Origin of the sequence: Marinomonas sp. CT5 (genome assembly GCF_018336975.1) — a bacterium.
Classification (GTDB): domain Bacteria; phylum Pseudomonadota; class Gammaproteobacteria; order Pseudomonadales; family Marinomonadaceae; genus Marinomonas.
In genome coordinates this window covers 3747388-3772917 of sequence record NZ_CP025572.1, presented here as the reverse complement: position 1 = coordinate 3772917, position 25530 = coordinate 3747388, and the positions used below count along the sequence as shown (strand labels likewise).

General features: G+C 41.2%; 20 protein-coding genes and 1 tRNA gene. 18 read left to right on the top strand and 3 right to left on the bottom strand.

Features of this window, described 5'->3' with window-relative positions; all coding sequences use genetic code 11:
* Positions 1-64 precede the first annotated feature (64 nt).
* Positions 65-280: a TIGR02450 family Trp-rich protein gene (locus tag C0J08_RS18070; RefSeq protein WP_212653285.1), complete on the bottom strand. Its 216-nt coding sequence runs from the start codon at positions 278-280 to the stop codon at positions 65-67.
* Between the two features lie 108 nt (positions 281-388).
* Between C0J08_RS18070 and C0J08_RS18065 the strand changes: the two genes are divergently transcribed.
* The 4 genes from C0J08_RS18065 to rep all read left to right on the top strand — a co-directional run bounded on the left by C0J08_RS18065 (position 389) and on the right by rep (position 6116).
* Positions 389-1900, top strand: a complete 1512-nt coding sequence (locus C0J08_RS18065; protein ID WP_212653284.1) for a YifB family Mg chelatase-like AAA ATPase — start codon at positions 389-391, stop codon at positions 1898-1900.
* 139 nt (positions 1901-2039) lie between these two features.
* Positions 2040-2810, top strand: coding sequence for a hypothetical protein (locus C0J08_RS18060; protein ID WP_212653283.1), 771 nt, complete (start codon positions 2040-2042; stop codon positions 2808-2810).
* A gap of 185 nt (positions 2811-2995) precedes the next feature.
* The gene (locus C0J08_RS18055) at positions 2996-3925 is read left to right on the top strand and encodes a bile acid:sodium symporter family protein (protein WP_212653282.1); all 930 of its coding nucleotides are present in this window, start codon (positions 2996-2998) and stop codon (positions 3923-3925) included.
* A 142-nt stretch (positions 3926-4067) separates the two neighbouring features.
* Complete coding sequence (gene rep, locus C0J08_RS18050; RefSeq protein ID WP_212653281.1) at positions 4068-6116, top strand: DNA helicase Rep; 2049 nt, start codon at positions 4068-4070, stop codon at positions 6114-6116.
* An 11-nt stretch (positions 6117-6127) separates the two neighbouring features.
* Here the strand turns inward: rep and C0J08_RS18045 are convergent, their stop codons facing one another.
* The gene (locus tag C0J08_RS18045; protein WP_249344364.1) at positions 6128-6592 is read right to left on the bottom strand and encodes a c-type cytochrome; all 465 of its coding nucleotides are present in this window, start codon (positions 6590-6592) and stop codon (positions 6128-6130) included.
* A 94-nt stretch (positions 6593-6686) separates the two neighbouring features.
* Between C0J08_RS18045 and C0J08_RS18040 the strand changes: the two genes are divergently transcribed.
* The 9 genes from C0J08_RS18040 (at position 6687) to C0J08_RS18000 (ending at position 16962) form a co-directional block, all read left to right on the top strand.
* A tRNA-Arg gene (locus C0J08_RS18040) sits at positions 6687-6763 on the top strand.
* Positions 6764-7015: 252 nt separating this feature from the next.
* On the top strand, positions 7016-7942 hold the full coding sequence (locus C0J08_RS18035) for a LysR family transcriptional regulator (RefSeq protein ID WP_212653280.1): 927 nt from the start codon (positions 7016-7018) through the stop codon (positions 7940-7942).
* A gap of 166 nt (positions 7943-8108) precedes the next feature.
* Positions 8109-9596 carry an aldehyde dehydrogenase gene (locus tag C0J08_RS18030; protein ID WP_212653279.1) on the top strand — a complete coding sequence of 496 codons (1488 nt, stop codon included), beginning with the start codon at positions 8109-8111 and terminating at the stop codon, positions 9594-9596.
* Between the two features lie 111 nt (positions 9597-9707).
* Entirely contained in the window at positions 9708-11033 is a 1326-nt protein-coding gene (gene hisD / locus C0J08_RS18025) for a histidinol dehydrogenase (RefSeq protein ID WP_212653278.1), read from the top strand.
* Positions 11034-11414: 381 nt separating this feature from the next.
* Entirely contained in the window at positions 11415-12494 is a 1080-nt protein-coding gene (locus C0J08_RS18020) for an ABC transporter ATP-binding protein (RefSeq protein WP_212653277.1), read from the top strand.
* The gene (locus C0J08_RS18015; protein ID WP_212653276.1) at positions 12491-13375 is read left to right on the top strand and encodes an ABC transporter permease; all 885 of its coding nucleotides are present in this window, start codon (positions 12491-12493) and stop codon (positions 13373-13375) included. Before C0J08_RS18020 ends, C0J08_RS18015 begins: the two co-directional genes overlap by 4 nt.
* Positions 13375-14199 carry an ABC transporter permease gene (locus C0J08_RS18010; RefSeq protein ID WP_212653275.1) on the top strand — a complete coding sequence of 275 codons (825 nt, stop codon included), beginning with the start codon at positions 13375-13377 and terminating at the stop codon, positions 14197-14199. Before C0J08_RS18015 ends, C0J08_RS18010 begins: the two co-directional genes overlap by 1 nt.
* Positions 14200-14218: 19 nt before the next feature.
* On the top strand, positions 14219-15247 hold the full coding sequence (locus C0J08_RS18005; RefSeq protein ID WP_212653274.1) for an extracellular solute-binding protein: 1029 nt from the start codon (positions 14219-14221) through the stop codon (positions 15245-15247).
* Between the two features lie 95 nt (positions 15248-15342).
* The gene (locus C0J08_RS18000) at positions 15343-16962 is read left to right on the top strand and encodes a GMC family oxidoreductase (protein WP_212653273.1); all 1620 of its coding nucleotides are present in this window, start codon (positions 15343-15345) and stop codon (positions 16960-16962) included.
* Between the two features lie 90 nt (positions 16963-17052).
* On the opposite strand, the gene C0J08_RS17995 is transcribed toward C0J08_RS18000, so the two are convergent.
* Positions 17053-18444, bottom strand: coding sequence for an aminotransferase (locus C0J08_RS17995; protein ID WP_212653272.1), 1392 nt, complete (start codon positions 18442-18444; stop codon positions 17053-17055).
* A gap of 573 nt (positions 18445-19017) precedes the next feature.
* Between C0J08_RS17995 and C0J08_RS17990 the strand changes: the two genes are divergently transcribed.
* The 5 genes from C0J08_RS17990 (at position 19018) to C0J08_RS17970 (ending at position 25345) form a co-directional block, all read left to right on the top strand.
* On the top strand, positions 19018-20625 hold the full coding sequence (locus tag C0J08_RS17990; protein WP_212653271.1) for a GMC family oxidoreductase: 1608 nt from the start codon (positions 19018-19020) through the stop codon (positions 20623-20625).
* A gap of 33 nt (positions 20626-20658) precedes the next feature.
* Complete coding sequence (locus C0J08_RS17985; protein ID WP_212653270.1) at positions 20659-22041, top strand: purine-cytosine permease family protein; 1383 nt, start codon at positions 20659-20661, stop codon at positions 22039-22041.
* Positions 22042-22316: 275 nt separating this feature from the next.
* A complete protein-coding gene (locus tag C0J08_RS17980; protein WP_212653269.1) occupies positions 22317-23273 on the top strand; it encodes a LysR family transcriptional regulator in 957 nt (318 codons plus the stop codon).
* Between the two features lie 40 nt (positions 23274-23313).
* Positions 23314-24462 (top strand): acyl-CoA dehydrogenase family protein, encoded by a 1149-nt coding sequence (locus C0J08_RS17975; RefSeq protein ID WP_212653268.1) that lies wholly within the window; start codon positions 23314-23316, stop codon positions 24460-24462.
* Between the two features lie 19 nt (positions 24463-24481).
* On the top strand, positions 24482-25345 hold the full coding sequence (locus C0J08_RS17970; RefSeq protein ID WP_212653267.1) for an alpha/beta fold hydrolase: 864 nt from the start codon (positions 24482-24484) through the stop codon (positions 25343-25345).
* Positions 25346-25530 lie beyond the last annotated feature (185 nt).

The following is a 25530-nucleotide window of genomic DNA, read 5'->3' as shown; positions in this document are numbered from 1 at the left end:
ACCGCATTTTGACAAAGTGGGTTTGGGAAGAAAGAACCATATTTGACAGGAAAGTCGCTAGCTTTTACTTCCAACCTTGGAGCCAGTGATCTGGTGATGTTAAGTCTTGCCAAGGTAAAAGGTACTCGTTTTTGTTAATGACGGCTTCAAGAACACACTCAGTAACCTTGTCGTCTTCATCTCGTATGATTGTCGTAACAATGAAATGTTTTTCTTTTTGTTGTGGTGAAGTGGATGTCCATTTTGACATCAAAAGCTTGTTTGGGTTTATTTTGTGCATGACGCTTTAAACCTTAAATAAGTGAATAGACAAAGAGATACGAAAGAAAAGACAAGCTGGATTGCTTGTTATTAAAAACAGCACCATAAAATTGATCAAGGAGAGATCATGAGTTTAGCCACTATTTATAGTCGCGCCCGTGTGGGCGTGTCTTCCCCTCTAGTTACCGTTGAAACCCATATTTCAAATGGATTGCCTTCATTAAATATAGTGGGCTTGCCCGAGGCCGCCGTTCGTGAAGCCAAAGATCGTGTGCGTAGCGCTATCATCAACAGTCATTTTGAATTCCCCACACGGCGCGTCACGATCAATCTAGCACCAGCCGATCTTCCGAAGGAAGGGGGGCGATATGATTTAGCCATTGCGATCAGTGTGTTGGTAGCGTCCGGTCAGCTAGGAGAATTGAATTTACGAGATACCGAGTTTATTGGTGAATTAGCCCTGTCTGGTGATATCCGCGGTGTATCGGGTTTGTTGCCGTCCGCGATTGCCTGCCATCAAGCGAATCGGCAATTAATTCTACCCGAAGATAATCAGCAAGAGGCGGCTTTGGTCGAGGGGGATGCCGTGTTTGCTAAACATCTGACCCAAGTGACAGCTCATCTCTTAAAGTTAAGTAAACTACCCAATTGTGAATCTAAGCCAGCCGAGCCCTTGCCTTTAGACCATAAAGACATGCGTGATGTGAAAGGCCAGTATCAAGCCCGTCGAGCCTTAGAAGTTGCGGCGGCAGGTGGACATAATCTGCTTTTTATCGGCCCCGCAGGAACGGGAAAAACCATGCTAGCGTCTCGTTTACCCAGTATTATGCCCGCCATGACAGAAGCGGAAGCGCTGGCAGTTGCATCCGTTCAATCCGTAGCGGGTCGAAAAATGGGCCTAGATTGGTACTGGTCAGAGCGTCCCTTTCGATCGCCACATCACTCTTGTTCTGCCGCTGCACTAGTGGGAGGAGGTTCTATCCCTCAACCTGGTGAGGCGTCTTTAGCACACTGCGGTGTTTTATTCCTTGATGAGTTACCAGAGTTCGACCGTAAAGTGTTGGAAGTATTACGAGAGCCTTTAGAAAATGGCGAGGTGCATATCTCTCGTGCTCGTGGGCAAGTGACATTTCCTGCTCGCTTTCAGCTGGTTGCTGCCATGAACGCCAGTAATGAAGCTTATAATGGTGGACAAGATTATTACCAATCTAGTGCCAGCCAGAAGTACCTTAAAAAACTTTCCGCGCCATTTTTAGATCGTATTGATTTGCATGTGGAAGTGCCGCCTTTGCCTTCAAATGTTTTGGTCAATGCGCAAGAAGAAGGTGAGTCTAGCGCCAGTGTTCGTGACAGAGTTGAGCGGGCAGTCGCCAGACAAAGAGCACGACAAGGTGTACAAAACGCGTTATTGAGTGGTCGTCAGTTAGAAGCCATTTGTGCTTTGAGTCATGATGATAAACATTTTATGCAACAAGCCTTGGAAAAGTTAAAACTTTCGGCTCGTGCTTACCATCGAGTTTTAAAAGTCGCGCTGACATTGGCAGATTTGAATGATTCTCCTGTTACTAGAGCCCACTTAATGGAATCTTTAAGCTATCGGAAAATGGAAAAAACGTTATCAATGGCCGTCTCTTCTTAATCAATATGTAGGCTTAATTAATAAGTCAGAATCATGTTTTCTGGCTACATTTAAGTGAATATCTCAATATAACCATTTGATGGTGGGTTATTTATTCTATTCATGATAAAACGCTAGAAAAGGGAATAGAGAGTAGTCAATGAGTAAGCTGCCGTTTATTTTTGTTGTTATGTTATTGAGCTCTTTGGTTTGGGCTGAGTCCCGTGGCTTTGATTTAGAGTTAGGGCCACATATTTCCTCTATCAATTATTCTGAGACGGGCGGTGTTTCTCAACAAGGAAGGTCGTCAGGCATTAATGCGCGCTATTCAGCTTATTATCCGTTTGCTGTGATTCTCATTGATTTGTCTCACGCTAGTGGTGGTATGGATTATAAAGGTGCTGGAGAAATAAAAGGCATCAAGGCAGAAATGTATGAACTAAGAAGCATGTTAGGGCGTGCCTTTTACATGAATAATTCTTATCGACTCACACCTTATTTAGGTTTTGGTTATCGCCGCTCAACCGTCGATTCTAGTGATGATATCTCTTCTACTTCTATTGCTGGTTACAAAAGCCAACAAACGTATTTTTACAACCCCATTGGTATCGAAATTCAACAGTTAATGGGCGAGAATACTTGGGTCGTTGGCGGGCGTTTTGAGTTCGATAACCTACTTATGTCAAATAACGAAACTCGTTTAGGCGAATCTAGCATGTATAAGACTGTAGATTTGGCCCAGAAAGAGGGGCGAGGGTATCGGTTTTATTTAAATTTTCGTCAATTTTTAGATGATAATGGCAGTGGTGTTGTCATTGAGCCTTTCTATAAATACTGGGAGGTAGTCGGTTCCTCCCTTAAAAGCACGTCTAATGCGAATATAAAACATGATTCGGAAGAGTGGGGCGTGGCGTTAATGCTTTCTTTTTAAGGCACTTTTAATAGTAGATAAAAACTGTTTTAACCTTATTCATTTGGGTACAATTCTTTTCCCATTTTATCGCCCCTTAGTGGGCGATTTTTAATGGGAGCAATAATAATTACGTAGTGGTTGCGTGCTCGTGTTTGTCGATTAATTGGCGGCAATGGCGAGTGGCATATATGGAGTGTTGTTTTATGGTTATCCAGCTGTTCCCTTTTTGGGCCTTGTTGTTATCAGCAATTGCCTTTTTTCAACCGGATGTATTTGTGGGGTTGAAGGCACAAATTGTTCCATTGTTGACGGTTATCATGTTAGCAATGGGATTAACTTTAAGCCCAGCCGATTTCAAACAGGTGTTGAAAAATGGTAAAGCCGTTGGTGTGGGTGTGTTATTGCAGTTTTTAGTTATGCCTATTGCGGCCTTTGGTGTGGCCTTTGCGTTTGGCTTTGATACGGAATTAACCGTTGGTATGTTGCTAGTGGGCAGTGTGGCTGGTGGTACGTCATCGAATGTCATGTGTTATCTAGCAAAAGGCGATACCGCCTTGTCTATTTCTATGACGGCTATTTCCACCTTGTTAGGTGTGTTATTGACGCCATTCTTAGTGTCTCTGATGATTGGACAAAGCGTTGATGTGCCCGTTGCAGGTATGTTGATGAGTTTATTTAAAATTGTTTTGCTGCCTGTTGCGGCTGGTGTTTTGATTAATACATTTTTTTCAAAATTTGTCCGTAAGGCAGAACCTATTTTTCCTTATATTTCGATGTTTGCCATCGTGCTTATCATTGCCATCGTAGTGGCCTTGAGCGCCTCTAAGATAGTTCAAGTCGGTCTGGTTGTTGCCGCGGCGGTCGTTCTCCATAACGCAATTGGTCTGATTCTAGGTTATTGGGTCACGTATCTATTGGGCTTCGATGCTCGTGTTTGTCGTACCATTGCTTTTGAAGTGGGTTTGCAAAACTCAGGTTTGGCCGCAGCACTGGCTGTGAAATTTTTCACTCCTATGGCGGCTCTGCCTGGTACCATTTTCAGTGTATGGCACAACATTTCAGGTTCATTGTTGGCAAGCTACTGGAGCCGTCGACCTGTGGCTGAAAGCAGTCAAAACGAAGCAGACAAATAAGATATTAAGTTCATGATAAAAAGGGATGCCAAGTTGGTGTCCCTTTTTTGTGTCGCTTGCATGGTTATCTCAGTGCGAGAAAGTGGATTGTCGGGTACACTTACGGCTGATTTTTAATAGCCTTACGAGCCAGAGTTTTTCCATGAGTGAGTCCATGCCATCTATTTCCCATCGCCTTCGCAATTTGAATGAGCGACAGTTAGATGCTGTCAAACAGATTGATGGCCCCTTGTTGGTTTTGGCGGGTGCTGGATCAGGAAAAACCAGTGTAATCACCACAAAAATTGCCTACTTGATTCAAACTTGTGGTTTTAAAGCCAGCAGTATTATTGCGGTGACCTTTACCAATAAAGCCGCCCGCGAAATGAAAGAACGTGTCGTGGGCATGCTGTCTAAGCAAGAAAGTCGCGGCTTGAGTATTTCGACTTTCCATAACTTAGGCTTGCGGATTCTGCGCAAAGAGTTTCGTCGCGCAGGATTAAAAGACGGCTTCACTTTATTTGATTCACAAGACTCACTGAGCCTAGTGAAAGAAATTCTAGATAAAGAGTTTAATGGGCAAATGGACGCCGCCGCTTATTGTCAGAATACGATTTCCAATTGGAAAAACGACCTGACAACGCCACAAGAAGCCATGACCAATGCGGATACAGAAGAGTTTTTATTGGCGGCTCAAGTTTATACACAATATCAGCGTTATCTTCGTGCCTACAATGCGGTCGATTTTGATGACTTAATTCTGCTACCAGTTAGCTTATTAATGGCCGATGCCGAGCTACGCGATCGTTGGCAAAACAAAGTCCGCTACTTACTTGTGGATGAGTGCCAAGACACCAATGCCAGCCAGTATGAATTGATCCGCTTGTTAGCTGGGTTTCGTCGTTGCTTTACCTTGGTGGGCGATGATGACCAATCTATCTACGCATGGCGAGGTGCACGACCTGAAAACCTAGAACGCTTATCGGTTGATTATCCAAATTTAAAATTGGTCAAGCTGGAGCAAAACTACCGTTCTACCAAAACCATCTTGAAGGCTGCGAACACACTGATCGCCAACAACCCACATATTTACGATAAAGCCCTATGGAGTGATCACGAAGAGGGCGACCCAATTCGTATTATGGTGACCCGTAACGAAGACGCCGAATCAGAACGTGTCGCAGCGGAAATCCAGTCTCGCCATTTACGTCATGAAATTCCGTATCGTGATTTTGCCATCTTGTACCGTGGTAACCACCAAGCTCGACTACTGGAAATTAAGCTGCAGGCCTACCGTATTCCCTACAAAATGAACGGCGGCACCTCGTTTTTCTCCCGGGCGGAAATCAAAGACTTAATGAGTTATCTGCGTCTTTTGGTCAACCCTTCCGACGACAATGCTTTTTTACGTATCGTTAACTTGCCGCGCCGAGAGATTGGACCTGCCACCCTTGAAAAAGTGGGGAACCTTGCCACGGATCGTGGTGTGAGTTTGTTTGAAGCATCAGGTTATAAAGAGTTGGAAGACACTGTTTCCGGTCGTTCGCTAAAAAGTTTGCAAGACTTTGAGCGTTGGATGTCCAACTTGCGTCAGCGTTTAGAAGGCGCCTCGCCAGTGCCAGTTATCGAACAAATGATTCACGACATGGATTATTACGGCTGGATTCAAGAGCAAACGTCATCCTCCAAGGCGGGAGATCGACGCATTGAAAACGTGCGTTTTTTACTCGACTCTATTCAACGCATGATGGAATCCGCATGGGAAGAGGATGAAACAGCAGGATTGGATCAAGCGATTAGTAAACTATTACTGATCGATATGCTAGAGCGGCAAGAAGAAGAGGAAGACGAAGATAAGGTGCAGTTATTAACCCTGCATGCTTCGAAAGGCTTGGAATATCCTCACGTATTCTTGATTGGCTGTGAAGAAGAATTGCTGCCGCACAGAAACAGCATAGAAAATGACGACATTGAAGAAGAACGTCGTCTGGCTTATGTGGGAATTACTCGAGCGAAAAAAAGCTTATGTATTACCTTGGCAGCTAAGCGTCGACAATACGGAGAAGAAATTGATTGCATGCCGAGTCGATTCTTAGACGAATTGCCAGAAGAAGATCTTGTCTGGGAAGGTCGTAATGATGAAGGTGAAAGCTCTAAAAAAGAGCGCGGTCAGGCTTCTTTATCGGCTTTAAAGGCCATGTTAAACGGTTAAATCACAATTGATTAAGAGTCTGAACTCTTGTCGATCATGTATTGAATCGCACTGCGTAGCTCGTCCTCGGTGCAATTCGCGCACAAACCTTTGGGCGGCATGGCTTTGAAACCTGTCGTAGCGTGGTTTAATAAAGTGTCTATGCCTTTTTCAATACGCGGTTGCCAGTCGGCTTTATTGCCAAATTTTGGCGCGCCCGCCACCCCATTCATATGACAAGCAATACAAAAACTGTTGAATAGAGACTCACCAGAACGCGCTGCCTGCGCCGATTCGCTTACCACTAAGCTCATGGCTAAGCCACTAAATAGTAGGGCGCTAATACTGAGCTGGAAAGGTTTGCGTTGCATCGGTAGAGACGCTCCTAATAAAATAGAAAAATGAACAGTGAGTAAATTATCCTCGACTTCAAGCTTTGGGTAAATGACAGAAAAGCAGATAAAAACACGAATCTGCGGCTTTCCGTCATTAAGCACTGGAATCCTGAGGAATTTCCTTTAGAATACGCACTCCGATTTGTTCTGGCTCACTTTGTATCGCGCAAAGTATCATCGCCACGCAACAAGCAATGCGCCCGTAGCTCAGCTGGATAGAGCGTCGCCCTCCGGAGGCGAAGGTCGAAGGTTCAAATCCTTTCGGGCGTACCATTTCTCTCTATAAAAACCTTTCTTTTAAATCTCAAACTTATCATCCGCAATCAGTAAAAGATTCACTCCCTTTCATTCCTTTCATTCCTTTCATTCCTTCCATTCCTTTCATTTCTTTCGTTGAGAAACAGGACGAGCTCATTTTTGTCTTGTGTCTATTGTGTTCGGTGGTTCGTCTTTTGGTATAAGTTTTGCTTATGCAGGGGGAGTGTTTTTATTGATTAACCTATCTTATTCGTTGAAGGCTTAAGAATGACTCCAGTACATTTTACGTTGAAGCAGTTACGTTATTTCACCGCAGCGGGTGAATTAAGTAGCGTGACTCAAGCCGCAGAGATGATGTTTGTTTCTCAGCCATCTATTTCCTCTGCCATTATGCATTTGGAAGAGGTAACGGGTCTCAAGCTTTTTATCCGACATCACGCGCAAGGATTAAGTCTAACGTCTCAAGGATTAGAGTTTTATCGTAAGGCACGTAAGTTATTAGACGAAGCGAGTGCATTGGCTCAGTTTGCGGAGAGTCTGGGAAGTGAAGTGTCGGGTATTTTGAAGTTAGTCGGCTTTCCTACTTTTACTCCACGTTTAATGCCGATACTCATGAAGCGATTTTCTGATAAGTATCCAAATGTCATTATTGATTGCGATGAAATGCACCAGCGAGATTTGATCCGCGGCATTCTCGACTCTCATTATGATATGGGAATTACCTATGACATGGAGTTACCAAATACGATTGATTTTTACCCCTTAGCCTCTTTGCCTCCTTATGTTTTGATCAATAAAGATCATGCGCTTGCTAATCGACACTCGGTCAGTTTAGAAGATTTAGCGCCATATCCTTTGATCATGTTGGATTGGCCTATTAGCCGACAATATTTTACGTCCTTATTCCTTAATAATGGTCTTAAACCCAATATTGCCCACTATACCCAGTCGACAGGTATGGCACGTGGCATGGTGGAGAGTGGCTTTGGTTACTCTTTGCTCAATGCCCCCATTACGGATGATAAATTTGCGGATAACTCTAACTTGGTGGTTATTCCTATCGAGGGAGCTGTTACTCCTCTGACAATGGGGGTGGCGATGTTACATCAGAACCCATTAACGCCCGCTGGTGAGGCCTTTTTAGCCATTTTAAAAGACTATACCGAGGAAATTACCGCTTCGCTGTCGATATAGTCACTCTTCTAATTTATGCAATCAGATCGTTTACCTTTGGGTGAATTTTCTGACTTTGTGACTGGATTAGTTTTTCAAAAGCAATGCTTCAGGATTTGATATTTGTCAGAGGCTGGAGATGTGTTTCCATCGAATGAAATTCATTATGTGTTAAAAAGGATACAAGATGTCATCACCCACTACAAAACAAGGCTGGTTAGAGCTGAAAAATACCTTAGTTTATCAAGATAAAGCGTGGATAGACGGCAAATGGCATTCCGCTTACGGTGATGAAACTTATGAGGTCACGAACCCAGCAACAGGTGAGACGATTGTGACGATGGCAGCCTGTCAGCAACAAGATGTTGATTTGGCGGTGTCTGCGGCCAAGAGAACATTTGAGTCCGGAACATGGAGTATGTCTTCTCCAAGTCATCGCAAAGAGGTGCTGAAAAAATTAGCCGCTTTGATCCGTGAGAACCAAGATGAACTCGCCCTTCTTGAATCCCTAAACATGGGCAAACCAGTCGCAGATGCGCTTAATCTTGATATTCCTGGATCGGCCGCGTGTATTGAATGGTATGCCGAAGCGATAGACAAAATTTACGGTGATGTTGCACCAACCGACGCCAATAATGTGGCCACTATTACACGTGAACCTGTTGGTGTTGTCGGGGCGGTTGTACCTTGGAACTTCCCGCTTGATATTGCGGTTTGGAAGTTAGCCCCTGCGTTAGTGACAGGTAATTCCGTGGTTTTAAAACCTGCAGAAGAATCACCGCATACGGTGTTGAAGCTGGCTGAATTAGCAAAAGAGGCCGGTTTGCCTGATGGCGTATTGAATATCATCACGGGTATTGGGTCGGTTGCGGGTCAAGCTCTGGGTTTACACCATGATGTGGATAGTCTTGTTTTTACGGGCTCGACGGCGACAGGTAAACGTTTCTTAAAGTACTCAGCCGAGTCCAATATGAAGCAGGTTTGGCCAGAAACAGGGGGCAAGAGCCCTAATTTGATTTTTGCGGATTGTGATCTTGATAAAGCCGTTGAAGGGGCCGTTAATGGCATATTTTTCAATCAAGGCGAAGTTTGTTCCGCGAACTCTAGGATTCTGGTCGACAATAAAATTCGTGCGAAATTTGTAGAAGCCTTTGTAGAGGCCGCTGAGAAATTGGTGATTGGTGATCCGCTTGATCCTGAAACACAGGTGGGGGCGATCATTGATCAAGCTCAAGTCGAGCGAATATTAGCTGCCATTGAAACAGCGAAACAGCAGGGAGCCAAACTAGTCTTGGGCGGCAATGCAGACCTAAGCAAACGCTTTTTACACCCAACCATTTTTGATCAAGTGACCCCTTCAATGGACGTGGCAAAAGAAGAGATCTTTGGCCCCGTGGCTTCTATTATTGGTTTCGACAGTGAAGAAGAGGCCATTGCTATTGCCAACAATTCTATTTACGGGTTGGCGGCCTCGGTATGGAGCAATGATATTTCTCGTGTTTATCGAGTATCAAAACGATTGCGAGCCGGTACGGTGTCTGTCAATACGGTAGACGCACTGGATTTCACGACGCCTTTTGGTGGTTATAAACAATCTGGTTTTGGCCGTGATTTGTCTTTATATGCTTTGGATAAGTTTACTCAGTTGAAGACAACTTGGATAAAACTGTCTTAGTAAAAAACTCAAGAAGTTATCGAGATTAGCGTAAATAACGGGGTGGAGTCGGCGGCTTTTTCCGAGCCTTCCTCGTCTTTTTACCTGACAAAGTCATTGTTAGGATGCACTATGGAACATGAAGTAAGTGTTTGGGAGCTAGATGCCTTGTCTAGCGAAGCAAGACAGCTTTTATTAAAACGTACAGAATCTGATTTAAGTGATTACCTCAATAACGTTCGCCCCATTGTTGAGCAGGTCAAACAGCATGGGGATAAGGCACTGCTTGAGTTTACCAGCAAGTTTGATGGTGTGTCCTTGTCACTGGATCAATTGAAAGTCACTGAGGAAGAGTTTGTTGCCGCAGAGCAATCGATTGATGAGGCAACCCGTGAATCTATTTGTTTTGCTGCGAGTAATATTCGTCGTTATCACGAAAGCCAAAAGCCTGGTGAAATGACTTTACAAGAGGTCCGTAAGGGAAGTTTTGTTGGCGAACGCTTTTTACCCATTCCCTCTGTGGCTTGTTATGTGCCCCGAGGCAAAGGCTCTTTTCCTTCCGTACTCTTAATGAACGCGATTCCGGCTCTAGTTGCAGGCGTTAAGCAAACGATTGTGATTACGCCTCCTGGGCCGGATGGTTCGGTAGATGCAGCTACTTTGGTGGCGGCAAAAGAGATTGGTATTAAGGATGTGTACAAATGTGGTGGCGCTCAAGCGGTTGCCGCAGTGGCTTATGGAACAGAGACCATTCCACAGTGTAAAAAAATCGTAGGGCCTGGCAGTCCGTGGATGGTGGCTGCAAAAACGTTGTTATCAAACATCATTGATCCGGGAATTCCTGCTGGTCCATCTGAATCCATTGTATTTGCAGACGATTCTGTGGATGGTGGTTTAGCGGCTCTCGATCTGTTGATCGAGGCTGAGCACGGACCGGATTCTTCGGCTTTTTTAGTCACCACCAGTCGGAAAGTAATGGAGGAGGCTTTGGCTGCGCTTCCTGAGCACTGGGGCAGAATGGAAGAGTTGAGAACCTCTTATTCTTCAACGGTATTGTGTGGTGCGATGGGTGGGATTGTTTTGGCTTCCACCACACGAAGTGCGTTTCAGTTCATCAATGATTATGCGCCAGAGCATTTGCAAATTCTGAGTAAGGCCCCGTGGCAATTTCTTAATTTGATAGAAAACGCAGGGGAAGTGCTGCTTGGTGAGCATTCACCGAGTACATTAGGCAATTATGTATTGGGATGTAATGCCGTGCTGCCCACATCAGGTGCCGCGAAAACGGTGTCTCCATTGGGCGTTATGGACTTTATGAAGTTTATGTCTGTCGCTTATGTGACTGAGTCAGGTTACCCAGAAATGGCCAAACACGCTGAGCAGCTAGCGAACTATGAGGGCTTTGATGCTCACTCCAATGCCGTATCAGCTATTAGAAAGCAATATTTAAAAACGTGACATACATTGCTTTTAAACAAAAGAGTAGGAGCGACATTTCCTGCTCTTTTTTTTGCTAAGAATTAAGCGTTTGTGGTTTTTTGGTCTTATCTCAATTTCTTATTTTGTCTTGCAATGGTGCGAAAATAATTTCGCGCACCGATTTTGAGCTTTTATTTTGATTTTTTTAGGCTTTTGAACGTTTTATAAATGTCTAGAAGGGGATTTTATTCTTCAAAGCATACTTTAGTGCGCACTTGAGTAGCATCGGTATTTTTAATACAGAGGATTAGAAAAGTATTATTTATGTAATAAAGTCATTCAAGTTAATCTCGATTCATACATAAAGCATATACATCGCTTTAGCCCATTAATGTCGATTTATAATGTGTGAGTTTTAATATGAGTGAATCCGTTCAAATTAAAAATATTTCAAAACGCTACGGTTCTTATGAGGCGGCTAAAAATATTTCATTTGATATTCATGACAACGAATTTTTTACTTTATTAGGCCCTAGTGGTTGTGGAAAAACCACGCTACTCAGAATGATTGCCGGCTTTGAAATGCCAAACGCGGGTGAAATAAAACTTCATGGCTCTAACATCCATCAGCTTCCTGCTCATAAGCGTCGTGTGAATACGGTGTTTCAGAGCTACGCCCTTTTTCCACATATGACATTGGCTGAAAACGTGGCTTTTGGTCTTGAGATGATCCATTGGGATAAAGAAAAGCGCCAGCAGCGAGTGAAGGAAATGCTAAAGCTGGTTCATATGGAACAGTATGCAAACCGCTATCCTTTTCAACTCTCTGGTGGTCAGCAACAACGTATTGCCTTAGCCAGAGCACTTGCTCCAGAGCCAGAGGTACTTTTGCTTGATGAGCCTCTATCGGCACTAGATCTAAAGTTAAGACAGGCGATGCGTGAAGAGTTACAACTTCTTCAGCGTAAAACCGGTATCACCTTCATTTTTGTGACGCATGACCAAGAAGAAGCGTTAGCCATGTCCGATCGTATTTGTGTGTTAGCAGAAGGCAAGATTCAACAAATCGACACTCCAGTTAACATTTATGAAAACCCCGCCAATAAATTTGTTGCTGATTTTATTGGTGAAACGAATTTCATGTCGGCTAACGTACTGGATAAAAGAGAAAGCACTACCATCATTGAAACCTCATTTGGGGTGAATCTAACGCTAAATAATGCCGACTTACCCACTGTGTCAACGGGTGAAGAGGTTACCCTTTCTTTACGTCCTGAAAAAATAACCATTAATAAAGTAGGTGCAGAAATGGCCATTAATGGTCGCATTTCTCATTCTACTTATATGGGAGGGCACACCCATTACAATGTGGTTTTGGATGACGGCTTCAATATTAAAGTCTCAAAAAGAAACAGCATAAGCGATGATGTTACTTACGATCAGGATGAAGTAGTAAGTTTGAGTTTTTCACCTAACTCAGTAAGGGTGTTAAACGAATGAAAAAATTATCAATACATTTCTGGGGCGTGATTCCCGCTTATATCATCATGTCATTTTTGATGATTATACCGCTTGGTATTATTTTGTATGTTTCGCTGATGACATCCGATCCATATGGCGGTTTTAAAAGTATTTTCTCTTTAGATTCCTATGTTCAAATTCTTTATAGTTATGATTGGGATGACAACCTAGTTTTGAACTTTCACTACATAGAAGTTGTGATTCGAACCATCATTTTATCTATTGTGACCGCTGTATTATGTCTTGTTTTTGGGTTTCCTGTTGCCTATTACATATCAAGACAAAATACCAAGGTTAAAACCTTATTACTCTATCTGGTTACTCTTCCATTTTGGGTGAGTATGGTCGTGCGAGTTTATGCTTGGGTATTAATTTTAGGGGATGATGGCGTCTTAGAGTCTGGGCTGAGGTTCTTTGGTTTTGTCGGCGACATAGACAGTTTTTTATACACAAATAGCGCCATGTTAACTGGCATGGTCTATAGCTATATCCCATTAATGATTCTGCCTATTTATACCAGTATTGAAAAATTAGACGTTCGATTATTAGAAGCGGCTAGTGATCTGTACTCGACTCGATTCACAACCTTTAAAAAGATTATCTTGCCCCTCTGTAAGCCGGGGATTATTGCGGGTTTTGTTCTTGTCTTCGTTCCATGTCTTGGAACGGTATTGGAGCCCACTTTACTCGGCGGGGGCAAAACCATGATGTTAGGTAACTTGATTCAAAATCAGTTTGGCGTATCTCGTAATTGGTCTTTTGGTTCCAGTTTGACCATTTTACTCTTAGGTGTTGTTCTCCTGTTTATGCTTATTCAATCTCAACGAGCAAATAAACTATCCAATAAAGGAGTTAACTAATGAAGCGTTTGTTGGGTGGTTTGATCAATGATTCTGATCCAAGAAAATATCCAGGCTTTGGTTTAGTTTCTATTTTATTCTTTGTGTTTTTATATTCTCCCATATTAGTCATTGTGTTCTTTTCATTTAATGAAAATAAAATAGTGTCCATGTGGGGAGGGTTTTCTACACGATGGTATAAAAGCGCTCTTGAAAATAGCGCCTTAATGGACTCCCTGAGAGTGTCATTTACGGTGGCCATATTTGCGACGATATTCGCCACTATCATTGCCGTTTTAGCCGCATTGGCGTTAACAAGAAGTGAAACAATCAGGTTCAAGAATATATCAAATACCGTTGTTAATTTGCCTTTGATGCTTCCAGAAATTGTTTTTGCTGTTGCGATCTTGATTCTGTTTTCTCAATTAGGAATTAAAAACGGCATGCTCAAGCTTATTCTAGCCCATACCTGTTTTTGTATTCCTTTTGCTTTCTTACCTATTAGAGCACGACTGCAAGGTATGAATTTGGATTTAGAGCAAGCCGCTCAAGATTTATATGCGTCTCCTTGGATTGCTTTTAGAAGAATAACATTGCCCATTATTATGCCCGGTATCTTTTCTGGAGCCATGTTGAGTTTTGTTATTTCCATGGATGATTTTATAACAAGCAACATATTATCTGGAGGCGGTGCAACCACACTTCCTGTTTATATATTTTCCTTGGTTAAACAAGGCGTCTCTCCTGAATTAAATGCCATTTCAACCTTGATCATGCTGGTCTCAATTGTTGTGGCAACACCCTGTTGGTTTCTAGCAAATAAAAAAAGTAAATCTAAACATTAAATTTAAAGAGGACATTGATATGAAATACTTTAAAACTGCGCTCACAGCAGCGGTTATCGCTTCATCTTTACCATTGTCTGTTCAAGCAGCTGGTTCGTTGAATATCTACGCATGGGCTGAGTCGATTAAGCCTGAGCTGATTAGCCAGTTTGAGTCTGAAACGGGCATTAAAGTGGTCTTTGATAGCTATACATCGAATGAAGATTTATTGGCGAAGTTGAAATCGGGCACCACCAACTATGACCTAGTTTCTCCGAGCCAGCATTTTGTCGATATCATGATTAAGGAAGGCTTGCTTGAAAATATTCACGCGAATGAAATGCCGGCATTTAAGCATGTTGATAAGCAGTGGCAACATCAATGGTGGGATAAAACCTCTGAGTACTCTATACCGTTCGCATATGGCAGTGCTGGCTACACGGTAAATCGTGATCTATACGATGGACCAGCAACTTCTTGGAAGGAGTTCTTTGAACCCACTGAGGCTCTGAAGGGAAAAATTGCGGTGTTTAGTACACCAGATGAAGTGATACCAGCCGCCCAGCTTTATTTAGATATTCCTTTTTGCAGTGAAGACAGCAAGGAGATGAAGCGAGTTCTTGATTTGTTGAAAAAGCAGAAACCCTATGTGGCGGTTTACAGCTCAGACAATATAGGTTCGCGAATTGGCGGTGGTGAAGTGGCCATGCACAACTGGTGGGACGGCAACTCTATGAAAGCCCGCCGAGTAGATGGTGCGCCCATCGAATACGCTCAACCAAAAGAAGGTTTAGTGGGATGGATGGATTCTTTGGTCGTACCTAAAGGCGCGTCTAATGTGAAGAATGCCAAAGCCTTCATTAACTGGATTAGCGAAAAAGAGCATGCAACAGAGCAAGCTAATTATTACGGTCACTCTCCAGCCGTTGCGGTTGATTTAAGCAAGTCCATTAATACGCAAGAAAATGCACCAGAACTTTTCCCAACGGTGCCTGTGGTTATGGCTCAGGCTTGCTCTCCTAAAGCGCAAAAATTGGTCGATCGTGTTTGGACCGCATTACTCGAATAACTTTCTCAATCTCCTTTTCTAAAGCCAAGATTCTCTTGGCTTTTTTTTATTTCAAATTCTAGTTAGACAGCAATTTTAAACAGAGTGTAATTAACATGATAAGCAAAGGTTATGATTATATTATCGTAGGTGCGGGCTCATCTGGCTGTGTACTTGCTAATAGGTTGAGTAAAAATCCCCATATTAAGGTATGTCTTATCGAATCGGGTGGCTCGGATGCAAACCCAAGAGTGCAGGTACCAGCAGGCACCATCACTTTATATAAAAGCAAACACTTCAGTTGGAACTACTTCTCTACACCACAAAAAACCATGAATAACCGATCCTTACATACACCAAGAGGAAAGGTGTTGGGCGGGTCGTCCTCTATGAACAGTATGATTTATATTCGTGGCGATAAGAGTGATTATGATCAATGGGCCGCATTAGGTTGCGAAGGTTGGGGGTGGCAAGATGTGCTGCCTTATTTCAAGAAATCAGAAGGCAACCAATTGCATCAAAATCCGGATTATCATGGATTTACTGGCGAGTTATGGGTGGATAAGGCAAAAGATCCCAATCCTTTTTCTTATAAATTCTTAGAGGCCGCCAAGCAGGCCATTGGGTTGCCTCATAATGAAGACTTCAACGGTCATTCCAGTTATGGCGGGGGCATTTACAATCTCACGCAAAAAAATGGTCGCCGACTTTCAAGCTATCAAGCATTCGTTGCTCCAGTCTTGTCACAAAGAGCCAATCTGGATGTTCTGACGAATTGCACGGTTGAGAAGGTCATTTTCGATGGCAAACAAGCCACTGGCGTTAGGCTAAAAAACGCAGCCGGTAGTTCGGAGATAAAGGCCAATAAAGAGGTGATTTTATGTGCTGGTGCGTTAGGCAGTCCACATATTTTGATGAAGTCAGGCATAGGGCCGAAATCCGACCTCATTAATGCGGGGGTTGATGTAACGCATGATCTTCCTGGCGTGGGAAAAAACTTGCAGGAACATGTGGATGGTTTAGTGACGGTTCGTTCAAGCAGCCCTAAAACCTTGGGCTTTTCTTTCAAGGCACTGCCTGCAATTCTCACTTCCCCATGGCGTTATGTGTTCAATCGCAAAGGGTGGTTATCCACTAATTATGTCGAGGCGGGCGGTTTTGCTTTTACCTCGGAACAAGAAACGGTGCCAGATATTCAATTTCACTTTGTTCCTGGTTATCGCAGCCACCGAGGACGTTTATTTGAATGGGGTCATGGCTATGCGATTCACACTTGTGTGCTAAGACCTAAGAGTGTGGGGGAAGTGACCCTAGGGAAAAACCAAGAACTTAATATCGATTTCAATATGCTCAGTGATGATAGGGACGCTAAGACCCTAATCGAAGGCATTAAAATGGCTCGAAAAGTACTCGCCTCTTCGAGTTTTGATGGCGTAAGAGGGAAAGAAATGTTGCCCGGTAAAAATGTACAAACCGACGAGCAACTACTTGAGTATATTCGTGAATATGGTGCGACGGTCTTTCATCCAGTAGGGACTTGTAAGATGGGAATAGACCCTATGGCCGTGGTTGATGTCGATCTAAAAGTGCATGGATTACAAGGGCTTCGCGTTGTGGATGCGTCAATTATGCCGACTTTGGTAAGTGGCAACACCAATGCTCCGTGCATCATGATTGGGGAAAAAGCATCTGCTGCCATTTTGTCAGAAAACAACGCAACATCTGAGACTCCGTAAGCGTTTAACCATAAAAAAAGAGGAGCTAAGCGTATGCTTAGCTCCTCAAAAAGGCTCATAAATAGGGCTGGGAGGTTCCTAATAAGCCATTTAGAGAAATCCTTCTGTTTTCAGATCTGAGATTGTTTTTTCGATCGCGGTTCGTAATGTACTCACCAAAAAGTCGATGTTTTCTTTGGTCAGAATCAAAGGCGGCGACAAGATGTTCATGTGAGCGAGAGGACGCACCAATAAGCCGGCGTCTTCACAGTGATTGGCAATACGATCACCGACTTTGGCTTTGGCATCAATCAGCTCTTTTGTCTCTTTATCCGCGACATTCTCAATACAAATCATGAACTTTTTACCGCGTACGTCACCGACAATCGGTAGATCCATTAGGTTACGTAGTTGCGATTCAAAGTAAGCCCCCATGGTTTTAGCGTTGTCGCAAATCTTTTCTCTCTCTAATATCTCAATATTTTTAAGTGCGACAGCACAGCTAACAGGGTGACCTGAGTAGGTATAGCCATGTGTAAACAAGGCGCCTTCTGCTTGTGGTTTGTTGATGACGTTGTAGATTTTATCGGAGATGATGGTTGCACCAAGCGGTATGTAGCCAGAGGTCAAACCTTTCGCACAGGTAATGATGTCAGGAACAATGCCAAACTCTTCTTCGGAAGCAAACATATGGCCTAGTCGGCCAAAGGCCGTCACGACCTCGTCAGAAATGTAGAGCACACCGTATTTATGGCAGACGTCTAACGTGCGCTTATGGTAACCCGGTGGTGGCACGATTACCCCGCCAGCGCCCATGATGGGTTCTGCAAAAAACATCGCCACATTGTCTGGCCCTAGCTCAAGAATTTTATCTTCAAGCTCTTGTACTTTCTCGTCGCAAAAGGCTTCTAAGCTTTGCCCTTCTGGTCGGCGGTAAGGATTGGGGCAAGAAATATGGTGAACTAGGTCTTTTTCTACATCGAAACCAATATGGTCGAATTTGACACCCGTGATAGACATCGTCATATAGCTGCTACCATGGTAAGCATCGACACGAGAGATGATTTTTTTCTTGGTTGGCTTGCCTAACTGGTTGAAGTAAAAGTGTACTAAGCGAACAGCGGTATCGTTTGCCACTGAACCACCGCAACCATATAAAACATGATTTAGGTCACCCGGAGCCAGCTCAGCAAGTTTAGCCGAAAGCTCTGCCGCTGGTTGTGTTGTATGATGACCAAATGCCGAATAATAAGGGATTTTCATGACTTGGTCCGCCATGGCTTGGGCAATCTCTTGGCGACCATAGCCAATGTTGACGCACCATAATCCACCAATGCCATCTAGGTATTTTTTTCCTTCACCGTCTACGACATGGGCTTTATCGCCGCTAGATAAAATCATCGCGCCAGTGTCTTCGAAGGTCGCAAAATCAGTCCAGGGGTGAATGTGATGGTCTTTATCTTTTTTCCAGACATCTTGCATGTTTTTATCAGTGTAATTCATTCTCTGGATGACTCCTTATTGAACCTTTGAAATATAGTTAGCCTCCTTAACATAAAGTGTTGCTGTCTATAGTTAAAATACATATTTCTTTAGTACTGCATTAAAAAAACAGATCTAATGAATAGACTTAGATTACTTGTTTTTTTTGGGGTTCAGCGTTTCTCTAAAAGGTGTGATTGATGGCTTAATGTGGCCTTTAACAAGCATTGCTTAGTGCCTTTCATATCCATTGTTGTTTTTAATGCTGATCGGAATTTGTTTTTGATTGCGGTTAAATACTATTTTATCTTTATCTTTATCTTTATCTTTTCTATTTATTATGAAATGGCTGTTAAAATTTATGTCAATATTTTTATTAATCTATTTCTATAATTTTTTAGATACCTATAAACCAATTAAGTAAATTCTCTTAAATCCTTTGTTTTTATATTCTATTTTCTAAGTAGTGGTGTGTTGCATTTTAAGCAACACTGAATCCAAATGTTGTTATTGTTGATGTGTAATTAGACCGTAATATGAGGGTTAGATTTTTAAATTAACTGTATTGAAGAATTTTAGAATAGGGAAGAAGGCATGTTAGATAAAGTAACATTTGATTATATTGTTATTGGTGCTGGAACAAGTGGTTGTGTGGTTGCATCAAGGTTATCAGAAAACCCTAATAATAAAGTTCTATTAATAGAGGCTGGAGGAAAAGACAGTTCTTTTTGGTTGAAAATTCCTGTTGGTTATGGAAAAACGATCGCTGATCCTAAAGTAAATTGGTGTTATGAAACTGAAGAGAATCCATCATTAAATGGTCGGAGGATTTTTTGGCCTCGTGGTAAAGTATTGGGTGGGTCTGGCAGTATTAATGGCCTTATGTATATAAGAGGTCAGGCTGAAGATTATGATGGCTGGAGAGATTTGGGAAATAAAGGATGGTCTTATAAAGATGTGCTTCCTTATTTCAAAAAATCAGAAGATCAAGAGAATGGTGAGGATACTTGGCACGGTGTTGGTGGTCCAGTAACTGTAACTAACCTAGCCGATAATAACCCTCTTTATGACGCTTTAATTGGAAGTGCTCAAGCCGTAGGTATTAAAAGAAATGAGGACTTTAATGGTTTAGAACAATCCGGTGCCGGTTATTATCAAGGAACCATCAAAAATGGCATGAGAGTATCTGCTGCCACAGCCTATCTAAAGCCCGCTTTGCAAAGAGAAAACCTTACTATCACGACACGGTCTCAAGTAGAAAAACTCATCATAAATAATGGGCAGGTTGATGGGGTCCGTTTTTTTAAAAATAGTCAATATATGACTGTTTATGCAAATAAAGAAGTTATTTTATCTGGAGGAACAATTAATTCCCCTCATTTATTGATGCTTTCGGGTATTGGTGATGAAGACGAGTTAAAAAAAATTGGAGTTGGAGTAAAAGTAAATCTTCCAGGAGTTGGGAAAAACTTACAAGATCATTATGGCGGTCAAATTACATGGAAATGTAATCAGCCCATTACTCTTAATGATGTGATGATGAGTAAATGGCGACAAATGAAAGAAGGGCTTAAATGGTTAGCTTTAAGAAAAGGCCCTCTTGCAGTACCTGCCGGTCAAGCTGGATTATTTACTCAAATTCTTGAAGAGTCTAAAAGACCAGATATCCAGTTTTTGTTTCAGTCATTTAGTGGTGGTTATTATGAGGACGGTCTCTATAAGTTTTCAGGTTTTGCTAATTTTATGTGTCCTATTCGTCCTAAAAGTAGAGGGGAAATTAAATTAAAATCCAGTAATCCAAAAGATACACCATTATTAATGCCAAACTACTTTAGTCATGAGTATGATCGTTCAGTTTTATTAGGTGGTTTTAAGTTGGCGAGAGAGATTGCGAATAAGAGCCCGCTTAAAAAATTTATTTTATCAGAACATTTACCCGGTAAGGACATTAATACGGATGATGAAATTCTAGATTATTTCAGGATGAATGGAGGGTGTGTATCACATCAAGTAGGAACCTGCAAAATGGGAAGTGACAAAATGGCAGTAGTTGACAGTAAGTTAAGAGTATATGGCATTAGAAAACTACGTGTTGCAGATGCTTCTATCATGCCAACAGAAATATCAGGAAATACAAATGCTGCTTGTTTAATGATTGGAGAAAAAGCGGCAGATTTTATCATGAATAAAAGTGCTAACTAAAAATATAAAGTAAATAAGAATAGAGGAACCAACATGGCATCTTTAGTAACTAAAACAGACGATCACGCTTTAGAATCGGTACCAGTCAGTGAACGGCAAAGTGTTTGGCAACTTTCATGGAATACCGCGGGGTTGGCTACAACACTTGTTGCCTTGTTTGTCGGTGCGCTTGCGACCTTTATTGCGGGGATTGAAATAAGTTTCTATTCTGGACTTTTTGTGTGCTTAGTTTCTGGCTCACTAGGCTGGGGAATGGGACACATTGCCTATAAAACAGGATTATCAAGTAGTGTATTAGCAAGAATGTATGGTTTTGGTGAGAAAGGATCTTCTATTCTCGCTTTAGTGTTTGGTTTTATGATCATAGGTTTTATTGCACTTGAAAATGTCATGATTTATAAGACCTTATTATTCTGGATAAATATGGAAGACAATCTATTAAATAGTGCAATTACTTACGGGGTATTGACTTTATTATGGGTCATGTTTGCAGCATTTGGGTTCAAATTAATTTCAAAGGTTTCTTCTATCGCAGTGACAGTCTTTATCTTTGTTTTAGTCTTTATTCTGTATGATGTCATTCAAGTATCTAATATGTCATCTGAAGAGCTAGTAGGTTTTACTTCTCAACTTTCTATCGAAGCATTATCAGCTATGAATATTGATAGTGACTTTTCTAAATTTGCATTTTGTGTAAACGTCTTAATTGGTTTTGCTGGCGCTGCGGCTTTAATAAATGCCGATCTTGGCCGTTATGCTAAGAGTTCAACAGGAACTGGAGTTTCTGCATTTCTTGGAGCTTTTTGTCTTAATGTACTTATGTTGATAATCGGTGGAGTCCTGATGCACGCTGGAAGTGAAGAGATTGTTCAGTATCATATTGGACAGGGGATGTCACTTGAAGCTGCTCGTGCAGAAGTATTAAAAAGTCCGGAGTCTGTGGCGGGGGCCTTTATTATTTTTGGTGGGTCATTAGGTGGTCTATTGATGATTATGGCACAAGGAAAAATTCAGATAATTAATGCATATAGTGCCTCTCTTTCTTTAACAAGTTTCTTTGATTCGGTGTTTGGCTGGAAGCCTGGGCGTATGTTTTTTCTTGTCGTTGCCAATGTCTTAGCTTGTTTTATGATTTATATTAATATTCTTCATTTCTTCGAATCTTTTATGACGATTTTAGGTGTGCTAACTACATGTTTTTCCATGATTATTATGATTGATTATTTTTTGGTAAGAAAATGGCGTGATGGAAAGCCTCTCAATAATAAAGTTAACTGGCCTGCAATGATTTCAATTATCTTTAGTTTTATTATGGCTCATTATGTTTTTGTAGATTATGTCCCTATTGAGTTCTTTACTTCATCTATATCAGTGTTTGTATCATATCCTATATTTTATAAATTGATGGTTAAATAAAGCTATAGTTTCCTTTATGAATAATAGATTCATAAAAATGTGGGTATTTTCTCTTATATAATTTTTAATAGTTATTAATTACATATCTGGTATTTTTATATCGGTTAGGTGTTGTACTTTTAACGAAAATTACTTTAAGTGAAATGATCTATATATCTAGGGGGTTACCCCTAGATATATAGATAGTGAGATTTATTTCAATTTTTTTCAGCTTGCCGAATAATCGAGTTGTGATTATTTATTGAACATATAAATTTCAACGGTGGTCCACTTATATGCAAGTAGTTGATTTAGTCTCAGTCCCACAGTTTTCTGATCAAAGAATTTGTTACCTTTCACGCAGTCATAAACTTGGCTCTATTAGAGCTGCAGCAGATGAATTAGGGATGGCTCCTTCATCTTTAAGTCGTCAAATATCGAAACTAGAAGAAGACTTTAATGTTGAATTAGTAGCAAGAGGTGGTCGTAGTATTAAGTTAACAACTGCAGGGCTAATGTTAGTTGATTATTATGATTTACGTCTTATTGAACTACGTAAACTAATGAATCAAATTAATAATCTCCGCGACATCGGTTTAGGTTCTATTGTTATCGCTTTGGGTGATGGTCTTATTGACTCCAAAATAATAATGAGAATTAATGATGTATTTTCTAAATATAAAGATGTGAAAATTGAAATAATGGTTGCATCTTCTCGAGAAATTCAGGAAATGATATTAGAAGATAGGGTGCATATAGGTTTAGTTTTTTCTCCAGAAAATAGAACTGATTTTATACTTCATCATAAATTTAATCAGCCTTTGAAATTTATTACTAAGACTGGATCTGATTTAGCCGATAAAAAGTCTATATCGATAGAGGATTTTATAAATACACCTTTGATTTTATTAGATAAGAAATCAAATGCTAGAATTGTTTCGGATAGAATTTGTAAAAAGTTTGGGATCGATTTAGAACCAACTATAACAGCTAACTCTGTTCAATTTGTGCGTGATTTTGTAAAGAATGGAAAAGCTAATACGATTTTATTAGATTTGCCTTTTATGGAGGATATAAATGAAGGAAATATTGTTTCGATTCCTATTGTTGAAGATGGGTTTGATGATACGGAATTGAAGATTATTAGTCGAAGAGGTAATAATTTATCTGCTGTTTCAAAAGATATTGTTTTCTTTTTGGCTCGATTGGTAAGTGATGTTTGTTATGGAAATATAAATAAAATCTATAAATAACATCATGTTTTTTATTGTAAATTATTTTAAGGTTCTAACTATGGGAAATTACTTTAAATATAGTCCATCCGATAATGAAATAGAATTTCAAGCTGTATTAGAGGCAGTAGAAAAACGTCGGGAGGATTTTAATGAACTCCGATATGTTCCAAGAGACATTATTGACTTAATGAAAAAAGCGGGAATATTCCGTGCAAGTACACCAAGTATATTTGGTGGAAATCCGATGCCTCCTTTTAAGTTTATGGAAATGGTAGAAAGAATCTCTACGGTTGATGGTTCGGCAGGTTGGGTTTCAGCTTTTGGTTCGGCGAATACATATTTAGCTACACTACCAATTGAAACACAGAAGAAAGTCTATGCAACAGGCCCTGATCAGGTTTTTGCGGGCGGTTTTTTTCCTCCGCAGTTGGCTAGTAAAGCTGATAATGGTTGGAAAATTAGTGGCAAGTGGAAGTTTGCTTCAGGATGTATGGGGGCAGATTGGTTAGGTGTAGGGTTCATTCCTGATAAACAAGATCCTCAAAATATATTATGGGCAATTTATCCTCATAATGAAGTGGAAATCGAAGAAAGTTGGCATGTTGTTGGTATGCAAGGTACAGGAAGCCACGACCTTGTATTAAATGATAAGTTTATTGACCCTGAATGGACTTGTACTCGTTCTGGTGATGTCGAATTTGATGACCCTTTATATCGTTACCCTGCTTTAGCTTATCAAGCTCAAATCCATGCGGCGGTAAATATAGGGCTAGCACGTGCAGCACTTGATATTGCAATAGAAATGGCAGATGAAACGAAAATTATTCCTGGAGCTGCAAGGCTTTCCAGTCGTGCCTATTTTAAATCTACTTTGGCTCAAAGCGAAGTGAAGTGGCAGAGTGCGCGAATGTATTTTTATGATGTTTCTCAACGTGCTTGGGAATACATAGTAAAAGGAGAAGAAGTTCCTAGAGATTTACATAACATGATGTATATCAGTGCTTCTCATGCTGCACATACTTCTGCAGATATTATTCAAGACATCTTCCGTATTTGCGGAATTTGTGTGATCCATAAAGGTCATCGATTACAACTTATTGCTAGAGATAGTATGGTTGTGACTCAACACGCGGCAGTGAGCCTTGGCAACTTTGAAGCTGGTGGTGCTGTGTTAGTCAATGCCGATCCTGGATTTCCATATATTTAATTTAACGGCGGTTGATTTTATGACATGTTCTAACTCAAACACTGGCAAAGTAGTCAAAGATGAGCGTACTTTTCATTATGTCAATACTGAATTGGGCCAGTTGCATTATGCAGAATCAGGATCGGGAGAAGTTATGATTTTGCTACATCAAACTCCTCGATCTCTAGATGAATTTGCAGAAGTACAACCACTTTTATCGAAGCGCTGGCGTACGATCGCAATGGATATGTATGGTTTCGGGCAATCGAAAAAGTTTGCGGCCCCTCAAAGTATTGAGCAATATGCTCAAGGTGTTTTAGCTTTAACGAATGCTTTAAATATCGAGAAATTTTCACTGGTTGGCCATCATACTGGTATGTTTGTCGCATCTGAAGTGGCTGCGATAGCCCCTGATCGTGTGAGAGCTATTGTTTTATCTGCTGGTGATCTTGTCGACGATGAGTTTCGCAAAATGATGGAATCATTAGATGTCGATACCGCTGAGATTCAAGAAAATGGTTCACATTTACTAGAGTTGTGGCGTAAGCGTTTAGAATTATACCCTTCAGGGCATCCAGAGATTTTGGATCGTTTTATCCATGATGCGTTGACGCCAGGAGTGACACCATTGGAAGGACATTTGGCTGTTGCTAGATATAACATGCTAGAGCGGGTTCCTCTCGTTACTGCTCCTATCTTAGTGGTGGCAGCTATGGCGGATGTGATTACTTATGGGCGTACTTCACTTGTTGTAGAAGCCTATGACAATTCCCCGTTTGTGTCTCTTGTTGAAATTGAAGGAGGTGGTATTCCATTGATGGAGTTAAAGTCAAAAGAAGTTGCTGATGCTATACATTACTTTTTTGACGAGTTAGAAGAACAAAGCAGTTTAACTAGATTGTGATATTCATTATGGCTTAGGAAAGACAAATAAGGCTTCTATTTTTCTATAAACGGAGGATGAGCCTTATTTATATCTTTTCTAAATACGTGATGACTAGGAAAAACATGTCAGAATTTTAATATTATTCTTATTTCTATACCTTATTTGCTCCCATGGCGCTTTTGTGTCTCGGTGAATTTAACTGA